This window comes from Enterococcus sp. DIV1444a (assembly GCF_051712125.1).
In the GTDB taxonomy this organism is placed as follows: Bacteria; Bacillota; Bacilli; order Lactobacillales; family Enterococcaceae; genus Enterococcus; species Enterococcus faecalis.
Genome location: NZ_JBIOOG010000001.1, coordinates 1731909 through 1743633 on the forward strand (window position 1 = coordinate 1731909; position 11725 = coordinate 1743633).

11 protein-coding genes are annotated in these 11725 nt (G+C 35.5%); 4 read left to right on the forward strand and 7 right to left on the reverse strand.

From position 1 onward, the window contains the following. Positions 1-99: 99 nt before the first annotated feature. The gene (locus IGI87_RS08460; RefSeq protein WP_104854079.1) at positions 100-1059 is read right to left on the reverse strand and encodes an aromatic acid exporter family protein; all 960 of its coding nucleotides are present in this window, start codon (positions 1057-1059) and stop codon (positions 100-102) included. Between the two features lie 102 nt (positions 1060-1161). Here IGI87_RS08460 and IGI87_RS08465 point away from each other — a divergent pair, with 102 nt between their 5' ends. After that, positions 1162-1773, forward strand: a complete 612-nt coding sequence (locus IGI87_RS08465; RefSeq protein WP_002395185.1) for an FUSC family protein — start codon at positions 1162-1164, stop codon at positions 1771-1773. A gap of 40 nt (positions 1774-1813) precedes the next feature. On the opposite strand, the gene IGI87_RS08470 is transcribed toward IGI87_RS08465, so the two are convergent. Both IGI87_RS08470 and yidD read right to left on the reverse strand, forming a co-directional pair. After that, positions 1814-2695, reverse strand: coding sequence for an ROK family protein (locus IGI87_RS08470; protein ID WP_002360061.1), 882 nt, complete (start codon positions 2693-2695; stop codon positions 1814-1816). Between the two features lie 2 nt (positions 2696-2697). Further along, positions 2698-3000, reverse strand: coding sequence for a membrane protein insertion efficiency factor YidD (yidD, locus tag IGI87_RS08475; protein WP_002357157.1), 303 nt, complete (start codon positions 2998-3000; stop codon positions 2698-2700). 178 nt (positions 3001-3178) lie between these two features. Between yidD and IGI87_RS08480 the strand changes: the two genes are divergently transcribed. Then, positions 3179-3331, forward strand: a complete 153-nt coding sequence (locus tag IGI87_RS08480) for an SPJ_0845 family protein (RefSeq protein ID WP_002362024.1) — start codon at positions 3179-3181, stop codon at positions 3329-3331. 16 nt (positions 3332-3347) lie between these two features. Here IGI87_RS08480 and yihA read toward each other — a convergent pair whose 3' ends face one another. Both yihA and clpX read right to left on the reverse strand, forming a co-directional pair. Next, positions 3348-3929 (reverse strand): ribosome biogenesis GTP-binding protein YihA/YsxC, encoded by a 582-nt coding sequence (gene yihA / locus IGI87_RS08485; RefSeq protein WP_002357155.1) that lies wholly within the window; start codon positions 3927-3929, stop codon positions 3348-3350. Between the two features lie 97 nt (positions 3930-4026). After that, positions 4027-5280, reverse strand: coding sequence for an ATP-dependent Clp protease ATP-binding subunit ClpX (clpX, locus tag IGI87_RS08490; protein ID WP_104854080.1), 1254 nt, complete (start codon positions 5278-5280; stop codon positions 4027-4029). A 191-nt stretch (positions 5281-5471) separates the two neighbouring features. Between clpX and IGI87_RS08495 the strand changes: the two genes are divergently transcribed. Then, positions 5472-6500 (forward strand): lactonase family protein, encoded by a 1029-nt coding sequence (locus IGI87_RS08495; protein ID WP_104854081.1) that lies wholly within the window; start codon positions 5472-5474, stop codon positions 6498-6500. A gap of 378 nt (positions 6501-6878) precedes the next feature. Here the strand turns inward: IGI87_RS08495 and IGI87_RS08500 are convergent, their stop codons facing one another. After that, entirely contained in the window at positions 6879-9230 is a 2352-nt protein-coding gene (locus IGI87_RS08500) for a VaFE repeat-containing surface-anchored protein (protein WP_438736656.1), read from the reverse strand. 186 nt (positions 9231-9416) lie between these two features. On the opposite strand from IGI87_RS08500, the gene IGI87_RS08505 reads away from it, so the two are divergent. Next, positions 9417-10922 (forward strand): helix-turn-helix domain-containing protein, encoded by a 1506-nt coding sequence (locus IGI87_RS08505; protein WP_104854083.1) that lies wholly within the window; start codon positions 9417-9419, stop codon positions 10920-10922. Between the two features lie 79 nt (positions 10923-11001). On the opposite strand, the gene IGI87_RS08510 is transcribed toward IGI87_RS08505, so the two are convergent. Further along, a complete protein-coding gene (locus IGI87_RS08510) occupies positions 11002-11721 on the reverse strand; it encodes an MIP/aquaporin family protein (protein ID WP_002357140.1) in 720 nt (239 codons plus the stop codon). Positions 11722-11725 lie beyond the last annotated feature (4 nt).

Sequence of the window (11725 nt, forward strand, 5' to 3'; positions counted from 1 at the left end):
CTCATTAGTTTAACACATTCTCAATGAATACTAAAGAACTTGCCTGAATTTTTAAGAGAACAAAAAAGAAACCTCCGTTTAAAAAGGTTTCTTTTCTGTTTATTTATCTAGTTGTAATTTGGCAAAGTCCGCTTTGACTTGGATGAACGACTGAAACAATTGTAAAAACTGAAAGAGCCGCGCCCGATTTTCAAATTCACTTCTTGTTTGTGGCAGTGGTTTTGTGCGATAGGTTTCATAAACGGTCTTAATTCGATTCATAATTTCTTGTCCATCATTATTCTCTGCAAATGTTTCTGCCGTATATTCCAACAATTGTTGAATATAGCGAACTTGTTGCGCATCAACGGTAATATCTTCTAATAATTCCAACATGTTTTTTAGAATATTACTTTGCATTTTTCTCATCGCAAAGTACTCTAAATAGTACGTATTGGTAGACAGCAATTGATTCTCGGCATGATTTTTGGCCCACGTCTCGCCTGTGCGAATAAAGGCTTTTAAATCTGCACAATGCTTGACCAAATTTCGCTCTCCTGCAGCGTTGTTTAAATGTAGCGCCATTTCCCTTAAAATTTTACGAAACATTGTTTCAATGACTTCTTGGTCTTCTCTTAAACGTTTTTCTGTATCAGGCATATAAGAATTAGCTAATAACGCTAGTCCCACACCAATACTCATTAATAAAAACTCATTTCCAATAATCGCCCAAGAAAGATTTTTTTCGACTAAATAATGGGTTACCAAAACGGAACTCACAACAATCCCATCAGATAATTGAAAATACACAGCTGCTGGAATAAATAATAACAAAAAAATACCAAAAGCAATCGCTGTAAAACCTAAAAAAGTAAAACAAATATACGCTAAAATAGTTGCTAAAGCTAAGGATAACAAACGATAAATCCCTGTCATGACAGATGTTTTTTTCGTGCTAGTAACACTTAAAACCGAAATAATCCCTGCCGAAGGGGCATAAAGTAATCCCAGTTTTTCCGCAATAATCATTGCTAATGCAGCGCTAATGGCTGTCTTGACTGTTCGTAAACCAATTTTCATGCATACTCCCCTTAAAAAATAATAATTCTTCACTTTTCTCTAGTAATTTTACCTCTATTTCGGTTATCATTAAAGAGAAAAGTTATTTAGGAGCGAATATTTATGATAGTGGGTCGATTTCGTTTAGGCATGCGAACGTTAAAAACAGCAATTGCTGTCATGCTGTGTATTCTTTTATTTCAATTTTTCCATCGTGGCTCACCTATGATTGCCTGTTTAGCAGCTGTTTTTTCACTAAGACAAGATTTAAATACAAGTTTGTCTTTTGGAAAATCGCGCATTATTGGAAACACATTGGGTGGCTTTTTAGCTTTGCTTTATGTATTAGCACAAGATTATTTTCCTAATCAAAACTTAGTAGAATTACTGCTACTACCACTTTTAGTCATTATCGTCATCGTTGTTTCTGATGGGATTAATAACAATGCTGGGATCATTTCTGCGACTGCGACACTTTTAATGATTTCTTTAAGTATTCCGCAAAGCGATTCCTTTCAATATGCAATGGAACGTGTGTTAGATACATTCATTGGGACCTTTATAGCGATTGGTTTAAACGTCTTTTTACAACCTAAGCCAGCAGAAGAAGCTCATGAAATTTCTGAAGATTTAGCTGAATTAGAAAAGAAAGAAAAAGAACTAGAAGCTTTACGCCAACAAGTTCAAGCGCGGATTGCTGCAGAAGAAAACACAGACGACAAGGCAAATAAATAAAGAAACAGCCGATTGAAGAGAATAACAATCGGCTGTTTCTTTATAGTTCCCAATTTGTTTTTGCTTGAAAGTTGGCGGCTGCGCCAATCAAGTTGGCATCATTTTGATAATGGCAGGTCACGATTTCGGGAACAAAATCTTTTAATTCAAAGGTTTGTAAATGCGTTAGCATCCGGCGATTAATCTCTGCTAATAAGCCTTCTTTAGCAGAAACACCGCCTCCAAGTACAATCATTTCAGGATCATAAGAAAACTGTAAGCCGAATAACCCTTGTGTCAAATAATCATAAAAATTATTGACTTCTTCGCGAGCAATCTCATCTCCTCGTTGTGCCAATTCAAAAACTTCTTCTCCTGTCACCGCCTGTTTTTCGACTCCGATTCGCTCACAATAGCGCTGAGCCATTTTGACAGCTGTGCCAATTTCACTGAATGTTTGGCCATTACTTAAAAAGTTCAGTCCAAACTCGCCTCCATATAAATGAGCGCCTTTGTACAATTCGCCATTGCGAAAAATCGCTCCGCCAATTCCTGTCCCAATAACGACAAAAAGCACTTCTTTTTTCCCTTTCGCCGCGCCTTCATATATCTCTGCTAAACCAGCACAATTCGCATCATTTTCGATAGTCACTGGTAAGCCAAACAACGCTTCTAATTCTTCGTAAATGTTAAAATGATGAATATATGGAATGGCGGAAATCCCTAAAATCTGTTGACTTTTTTCGTCAACTACTCCAGGTGAACTAAAAGCAACACCACTAATCGACTCATTTCTTTTGTCTGCATAAACCGAATATAAATGCGCTTTCATTTCTTCCCAAGAGCCAGGTGTTGGAAAGCTCCCTTGATTTGTTAATTCTTTGCCTGTCCAAACGCCGTATTTCACGGAAGAACCGCCAAGATCAAATGCTAAAATTGCCATATTTATCCATCCTTTTCTACTTCTGTTTTCTTATTTCTTCGATACGTATACGGTCCATGATAGGTCTCATCAGGATTTTTCGTCAAGCGAAATTTCAACGGAACATAGTCAATGCCGCCTTTAACAAAAGGATGACATCGTAAAATCCGGGCTACTCCCATCGTTGTTCCTTTGACACTTCCATGTGTATGAATTGCATCAATCATATATTGAGAACACGTTGGGTAATAGCGACAACGTGCAGGCAATCCTGGAGAAATAAATCGTTGATAAAAACGAACACCGCCGATTAACGGATTTTTCATAAAGTGCCTTCTTTCTAACTAATTCTTACTAAAGAATAGCTTGTTTTTTCATGTTTGGCAAGTCCTAGTGACGAGAAATTACACCAGGTGCCCCTATTACGAATTCTTACATTTCTATTGCTATCCAAATGAAAAAAAACGTGCTACACTATAAAAAAAAGGAATGGAGGCTTAGTAAATGGGATTAAAATTTGAACGTTCCAATGACTTAGATAAACTCTTCGATTCTTTCGCCGTTGATCCATTAAAAAAAGAAGTACCTCTTGAAGAACTGGCAAAACAACGACAAGAAGCAAAAAAAGAAGAAGCAAAAAAACAAGCAAAAGAGTAATTTTGCTTGTTTTTTTCTATAGAAACTTTTCAATTGCTGTCCAAGCTGCTTCTTTTCCTTCTTTTGTTTCAGAAGAGAAAATAATAAAGTCATCTTGTTTATCAAAATTCAAAGCTTTTTTAATGACACTCTCGTGTTTGTTCCATTTGCCCCGCGGAATTTTGTCCGCCTTAGTTGCCACAATAATAACTGGCAAATCATAGTATTTCAAAAATTCATACATTTGGATATCATCTTGGGTCGGCGGATGACGTAAATCAATTAAAGAAACGACAGCACGTAATTGCTCACGTTGCGTGATATACGTTTCAATCATTTTTCCCCACTTCGCACGTTCTGTTTTAGAAACTTTGGCATAACCATAGCCAGGAACATCTACAAAATGTAAGGCATCCTCAATTAAATAAAAGTTTAGCGTTTGCGTTTTACCAGGTTTACCTGAGGTTCTTGCTAAATTTTTACGATTAATCAAGGTATTAATAAAAGATGATTTTCCAACGTTCGAACGTCCAGCTAAAGCAATCTCCGGTAACTGAGATTCAGGATATTGTTTAGGGGATACCGCACTAATCACGATTTCTGCATTATGTACGTTCATTGTTTTCCTCCGTTCTTCTATTCAGTCTTTCATTCAAAAACTTAACAAAAACAGCTCTTTCGGAGATCCGCCGAAAGAGCTGTTTTCAGCTTCAATCTTATACAGCTTCTTTATCTTTTTTGTTATAAATAATTGTTGGTTTACCGGCACCTTCAGCTGCCATTTTAGTAATGATAACTTTTTCAATGCTTTCATCTGAAGGAACATCAAACATTACGTCCATCATAATTTCTTCAATGATTGAACGAAGTCCGCGTGCGCCAGTATTACGTTCAATGGCTTTGGCTGCGATGGCTTTTAATGCTTCTGGTTCAAATTCTAATTTAGTGTCATCAAGAGACAATAATTTTTGATATTGTTTCACCAAAGCATTCTTCGGTTCTGTTAAAATTCGAACCAAATCATCATTCGTTAATTTATCAAGCGCAGCCATTACAGGTAAGCGTCCAATAAATTCTGGAATTAAACCAAATTTCAATAAATCTTCTGGAATAATATGTTGCATAATGCTTTCTTCTTCATTTAAAGCAGAATTGGTTTTACCAAAACCAATGGTTTTTTCGCCTAAGCGGTTTTTAACAATGGTTTCAATCCCATCAAATGCTCCACCAACAATGAAGAGAACATTCGTTGTGTCTATTTGGATAAATTCTTGATGTGGATGTTTGCGGCCCCCTTGTGGCGGTACACTTGCAACTGTTCCTTCAAGAATTTTTAGTAAGGCTTGTTGAACACCCTCACCTGAAACATCTCGAGTAATCGAAACATTTTCACTCTTACGGGCAATTTTATCAATCTCATCAATATAGATAATGCCCTTTTCCGCACGTTCAACATTATAGTCAGCAGATTGTAGTAATTTTAAAAGGATGTTTTCAACATCTTCCCCTACATAACCTGCTTCTGTTAAACTGGTCGCATCAGCGATTGCAAAAGGTACATTTAATGTTTTTGCTAACGTTTGAGCCAAGAAAGTTTTACCTGAACCTGTAGGTCCAATTAAACAAATGTTACTTTTTTGCAATTCAACGTCATCTTGAGTTGCAGCTGTTTCTGATTGATTCACACGTTTATAGTGATTGTAAACAGCAACAGAAAGTGTGCGTTTTGCACGTTCTTGTCCAATAACATATTCATTTAAAACATTTAAAATTTCTTGGGGTTTTGGCACATCCGTTAATTCTCGGACTGCTTCATCATAAAATTCTTCATCAATAATCTCTTTACATAGATCAATACATTCATTACAAATATAGACACCCGGACCAGCAACAATTTTTTTTACTTCTTCTTGTGTTTTCCCACAAAATGAACAACGAACGGTCCCGTTATTATCCGTATTGTCGTACATGTTCGTCACCCCTCTAAAAATCAAAAAATGACTGTCATCACAGTCTCTCATCATAATAGCACAAACCACTTTAAAATGCGAACATCTCAGATAGAAAGTTTTATTGTTCTTAGACTTCTTATGGTATACTACATTATATAAAAGCACTTTCATAAAAAGTGATTGTGTTGAAACAAATTGGAGGAATTGTGATGTTAGAACAAATTTTACTAGGTACCTATACTCGAAGAGCCAGCCAAGGCATTTATAAAATTGCATTAGATACAACACAAGGTCGTTTAACAGAAGCGACACTTTTATTAGAAGAAACGAGTCCTACCTATCTTGCTCTGAGTCAAAAGGGCGAACTTTTTAGCGTCACTAGTGTTGACGGTGAAGGTGGCACTGCCGCTTATCAACCAGAAATGGACCATTTTAACTTATTGAATAAAGTAACTGAGGAAGGTGCGCCGCCATGTTATGTAGCTGTTGACGAAAACCGACAACTTGTCTATGCAGCAAATTATCACCAAGGTATTGTTCACGTGTATCGTATCTTGGAAGATGGCTCATTGGAAGATGCTGACAAAGTAATTCATACAGAGCCAACTGGTCCTCATGAAAACCAAAACAATGCCCATGTTCATTACACAGATTTAACGCCTGACCAACGCTTAGTCGTCTGTGATCTTGGGACCGATCGTGTGTATACGTATAATGTTAGCTTAGACGGAAAACTTTCTGAAATCGCTCAATTCGTGACTGAGCCAGGGACTGGTCCACGTCATTTAGTGTTCCACCCAACAAAATCATTGGCTTATCTATTTGGCGAATTAGATAGCACTGTTTCAGTTCTTTCATATGATGAAACAGATGGTTCTTTCACTGAATTACAAAAAGTTTCTACTTTGCCTGCTGATTATGATGCGTTTAATGGTGGTGCTGCGATTCGTATTTCTTCTGATGGCCGTTTCCTTTATGCTTCAAACCGTGGCCATAACTCGATTGCTGTCTATGCTGTTTCAGAAAACGGCGAAGCGATTGAACGAATTCAATTAATTTCAACCGAAGGCGAGATTCCGCGAGATTTCGATTTAGATGCTTCTGAAGATTTCGTTGTTGTCGCTAATCAAGACTCTGATAATTTAACACTTTATCGTCGGAACCAAGAAACAGGCTTATTAGAAATGATTCAAAAAGATGTTGCCGTTCCCGAATGTGTTTGTGTTTTGTTTGTGTAATAATCACAACAAGCAGAACGATGAGACGGAACCCGAAAAGGCAATATTATAACGAATGTTTAATTAAGAAATAGTATTCAGCTCTAAAGCTAAATTCTTCCCAAAGTGGCAATATTACTTTCATCTGTTTATGCTTTGTAGTAAAGCAATACCACTTTTTAGAGCTACATTTTTGAGGGGCCTACCTGTGAAAATGAATATCAAAAAGCATCTTAAAGGTTGTTACTTTTGTTCTTCCTATTATAAGATTTCAAGCCTGGGGCAAAAATCATTTTAGATTTTTGCCCCAGGCTTGTGCTTAAAACCTAATATTAGGAAAGAAATGGTGCCTATTCCTTTTCGTTTATGGAGTCGGTCACTTTTTTACTAGTTTTTAATTTACGCTTTTTTCTTTTTAGAGATATAGAAAAGAACCAAAGAGATCATAAGAATACCAATAACTACCAGAAGTAGACTCATTTTTTGATTTTCGCCAGTTTTAGGTAAAACTTTTTTTCTTAAATCTGTTTTAAGTGGTGATTGTTTTTGCGGATTTTTATTGTGTGTAACTTTTGTATCGTTGACTTCTTTTGCTGGAGTACGGAAGTAAACAGTTTGGTTCTTGTCATTGATATCCTCATGCAATGCAATTGCTGTACCTTGACGCATCAAGCGTTCAAAGACGACAACTTCTTTTCCTTCTAAACTTGTACCATCAAAAGTAAATTCAAGTTGAACGACGCCCTCTTGGCTTTTGGCCACAAAAACTTGTGTCGCCGTCACTGCTTTGCCATCTACCAATAACGGTTGTCCTGTTTCTTTATTCATTAATGTTCCCTGGATGACATATTCATTACCTTTAATTAAATTTTTATAAAAAACATTATCCACAATCGTTACTTGTTTACTTGGTACAAGATCTTTTTGACCGTTTTCTTTATTTGTCGCGGTTGTGGCGATGGTTGGTGTTGTGAAAAGAACGGTTTGTTTTTCATCATCTAAATCGGCATGTTCAGCAATAGGATTGGAACTTTCTCCTTCGTATAAGTATTCAAAAACGACCACTTTTTTGCCAGCTAATTCACTAGCTTTTACTGTAAATTCGACTGTTGTCGTGCCTTTTGACTGTGTAGGCGTAAAGGTTGTTTCAGCCGTCACTGCTTTGCCATCAACTTCCAACGGTTGACCCGTTGCTTTGTCCATCAACTGTCCGACAATAGTATATTTCTGATTTACCTTTAAGCCCTCATAATTAATTTTATCTTCAATTATAACTTTCGCTAGTGGTTCTAACACTTTCAATCCAGATTCTTTGTCTGTTGCTGTTGTTTGTATTTTAATTTCTTCTCTTGGATTGTTAGGCGTATTAGGAATTTTCGGTTTTTCAGTTTCGTTGATTGTCACAGTTTGATCGACATCATTGATATCTTCGTGTGATGCAATTTCTCTGTTTTCTAGGAATAATTTTTCAAAAACAACAATTGTTTTCCCAGCTAACAAGCTTGCATCAAATGTAAAATCTAACCTTTCAAAACCGTTTGATTCTGTTGGAATAAATGTTTTTTCTGCAGTAATAGGTAGATCGTTCACTAATAAAGCTTCACCAGTCACTTTATCCATCAGTTTTCCTGAAATAGTATACTCTCTATTTGGTATTAAATTTTCATAATGGATTTCATCACGAATTGTTGCTATTTTTTCTGGCTCAACAACTTTTGTTCCATCCGTTTTATTTGTTGCTGTTGTGCGTACTGTTACTTTTTTTGGTTGCTCATTAGGGGTTTCTGTAATCCAATTCATTGATGCCTCAGTTTGCTCGTCTTTCGCGATATACTGATCACCTATCACTAATGATTGTTGCTGATTTGTGCCTGCTGGTCGATCATATTTCATAAATGTAAAGGAAGTAGTTCCGCCATTCGCAACGACTTGAATCTCATCTGTTGGAGTTGCATCTGGAACAGAAATTACAAATTCTTCACCAACTGCAATTTCTACGCCTGTCGTCATACCTACCGCTTTAGTTCCCGATTTGGTAATAATTTGTGCATCTGCGATATCTTTACTTAAAGTAATCATCGCACTTCCTTGTAAATTAAAAGGAGCTGTCAAACGATAGCTTTGACGATATGTGGATTCGTTAGAAACAACCTCACCAATTTTTTCTAACTTAATAGATAAATCTTGATGAATCCACTCACGCAAATTTGCTACTCCAGCAGCAAGCTGTGGATTAGTAATCGTAAATTGACTCATATCCCATGTTGGTACAATTTCATGGACCATCCATTGGGTCGTTGTGTATGCATCGATGTTACTCAATGTCCGAACGCCAGGACCTTTGTAAACATTTTGTCCTTGCTCAACGTATCCTAGTTTTAATAAATTTGACAATAATACTTTTTGCTCTTGTGTTAAGTCATCTGCAGGTATGGCAGACCCATTTGGCGTTGCCTGATTAAAATTCAAACAATATGCCAAAATATTATCTGTCGTATTTTTAAACTTTTGTCCATCCCATGGCACACCATTTTGATCTTTCGCAAACCCTTTAATTATTCCGTCGCTGTCTACCGTTAAATAAGAACCTTGGAGCGGGATTCCATCGTTCCACGTTCGGGTCGCAGTATTAATTCCCACAGGTGCAAAATTTTTTGAACCAGTTGGAATTTCAGCTGCTTGTACAACTGGTAAAATAACTAATTGTGCAAGCGTAAACAGCACACTTAATAACGCAACTACTTTTTTCATTTATTAGCCTCCACTAATCTATTAATCTATACTTCTGATATACAGTAATATAGTAAGTATATTTTACTCAATTTTTTTCGTTTGGTTTACTTTATAACTTCTAAAAAAAAGAACGATTTAGATAATCAATTTCCGAGCTATTTTTTATAATAACTATTATAATAAAATAGAAGCTATTATTAAGGAGTGAGTCTCATAAAAACGCAAGATGCCATAAAAACATTTCTGCTTTCAAAAAAAACTCAAAAAAAGTTAGATGTCTTTTTGTATTTAGCGAAACGAAACAACCCCAAGTTATCTGTTATTGCCCAAATATTTAATTTGTCCAATAAAAATTTATCTATCTACCTTCATGAAATCCAGGAAGACTTAACTAACATCCCCGAAAGTACCTTAGAAATACAAATTAATCATGGAACAATTTCATTGTATACAACTAGTAACGATTTTTTATTTCATTATTTTTTGCTATTCAATTATTATTGTTTACAATCTACTGATTATATTCTTTTCAAAGCTATTTTAAAAAAAGAAAATAATTCTGTTTGGAAAGTTAGCCAAGAAACCAATTTCAGTTCCTCTTATATCTATAAGCGTTTGAACAATCTTAATAAATTGCTGGATTTATATGGTATTTCTGTCCATTTTTCTCCTTCATCAACTAAAGTAATTTCTGGTACTGAATTTCAAGTTCTATATGCTTTTTTAGATGTGTATTGGACAATTTTTTTAAATTTACTTTCTTTGCCACGTTATACATCAAAATATTTTAAAAATATTTTATCAGAACATATTAAACCGGAAATTTCCGAGCGTTTAGAGTTAGCTTCACAGTTAAAGTTAAACTTACTTTTACACATTTCTAACTATCGTTTTCCTTATACTTCAGAAGATTACCTTGAAAAAGACATGGAACAAAAGTCTTACTTAACTCTGTATTCAGAACCAGAATTAAATATATTTAGTACAATTTCAAGTTTTTCAGAAAATCAAAAAAACGTAGTAAACATCATTGCCCCGCTGGCCATTGACAATCTTGATTCTTCTGAACGTGCATTATATTTGTTAACTTCTTTAAAAAATAAACAATGTCTAGAATATCAATATGTTGAAAAATTATTAGACACTTTTTGCCAAACATTCAATATCTCTCAAATGCGTGAATTTGATCGTCATTACTTTTTACTTATTTTATTTAAAAATGTTGTTTATAATCAACTGTTTATTTCCAAACAGCCAAATACAGCAATTCTAGATTTTTTAGTCAATAAAAACAATGATAGCCAAAAGACTTTACAGAAAGAAATTTATGATTTTTATCAAAGTTTTTCAGGTAACTTTCCTTATCAATTAGAATTTAAAGACCAAGAAAATCCTGATTGGACATGCGAATTACTACTAAGAATCTATAAACATTATAGCCCGCGTACTAAAATAAAAATTGGTGTGTCGTATTCTCGTGATTTTTACATTGCGAGTTTTATCATGATGAAAATTAAACAAGCGTTTAGTGAGGACATTATTTTTGAACGAACGAATTTTTCAACTTGCGACATTGTTATTACTGATTATCCTATATTTAATTTGCCTGAAAAAATTGAACGAATTTATATTTTAGAAGAAGAGTTAACCCGGGAAGATTGGGAATTAATTTTCAGTAAAATAAGTATCGCTATTTTCGATTTACAATAAAAAAGAACGAACCCAAAAATCAGTGTAGATTTCTGGGTTCGTTCTTTTTTTCTATTCAGTTAGTTATCCGTTTTTTCTATTAAATAGTGAATAAATAAATTACTGCAGCTAATGAAGCACCTAAGATAGGTCCCACAATTGGCACCCAAGAATACGCCCAATCGGAATCACCTTTTGTTTTCACAGGAATAATTTGGTGCGCTAAACGAGGTCCTAAATCACGTGCAGGGTTAATTGCATAACCTGTAGGTCCGCCTAATGATAGACCTAGTCCTAAGACCAAAATCCCCACAAGCATTGGGTTAATCCCAGCCGCTAAGTCGTTTTGAGAAAAGGCTAGTAAGCCAAAAACCAAGACAAATGTGCCGATAATTTCTGTTAAAACATTGGCTGGATAGTTACGGACAGCTGGACCAGTTGCAAAGGTTCCTAAAATAGCGCCTTTGTCCTCTGTAATGTTCCAATGGGGTAAATAAGCTAACCAGACAACTAAACCACCAATAAAACCGCCTAGGACTTGAGCTACGATATAAGGTAAAACCATGCCCCATTCAAAATTTCCCGTAATTGCCATCGCAACTGTTACAGCAGGATTTAAATGCGCTGGACTCATATACCCAGACATGTAAACAGCTAATGTAACAGCAGCGCCCCAACCTAAAGCAATAACGACCCAACCAGAAGCAAAGGCTTTGCTTTTCTTCAAGTTAACTGCGGCACAGACGCCATCTCCTAGTAAAACTAAAATCATCGTTCCGAAAAATTCACCGAATAATTGTGTCATCATCGAAGTTCCCATTTTT

Bases quoted from the DNA above. Each gene is read 5' to 3' on its own strand.
- IGI87_RS08460 (WP_104854079.1), bottom strand. From the start codon at position 1,059: ATGAAAATTGGTTTACGAACAGTCAAGACAGCCATTAGCGCTGCATTA.
- clpX (WP_104854080.1), bottom strand. From the start codon at position 5,280: ATGTACGACAATACGGATAATAACGGGACCGTTCGTTGTTCATTTTGT.
- IGI87_RS08510 (WP_002357140.1), bottom strand. From the start codon at position 11,721: ATGGGAACTTCGATGATGACACAATTATTCGGTGAATTTTTCGGAACG.
- yihA (WP_002357155.1), bottom strand. From the start codon at position 3,929: ATGAACGTACATAATGCAGAAATCGTGATTAGTGCGGTATCCCCTAAA.
- IGI87_RS08470 (WP_002360061.1), bottom strand. From the start codon at position 2,695: ATGGCAATTTTAGCATTTGATCTTGGCGGTTCTTCCGTGAAATACGGC.
- IGI87_RS08480 (WP_002362024.1), top strand. From the start codon at position 3,179: ATGGGATTAAAATTTGAACGTTCCAATGACTTAGATAAACTCTTCGAT.
- IGI87_RS08465 (WP_002395185.1), top strand. From the start codon at position 1,162: ATGATAGTGGGTCGATTTCGTTTAGGCATGCGAACGTTAAAAACAGCA.
- IGI87_RS08500 (WP_438736656.1), bottom strand. From the start codon at position 9,230: ATGAAAAAAGTAGTTGCGTTATTAAGTGTGCTGTTTACGCTTGCACAA.
- yidD (WP_002357157.1), bottom strand. From the start codon at position 3,000: ATGAAAAATCCGTTAATCGGCGGTGTTCGTTTTTATCAACGATTTATT.
- IGI87_RS08495 (WP_104854081.1), top strand. From the start codon at position 5,472: ATGTTAGAACAAATTTTACTAGGTACCTATACTCGAAGAGCCAGCCAA.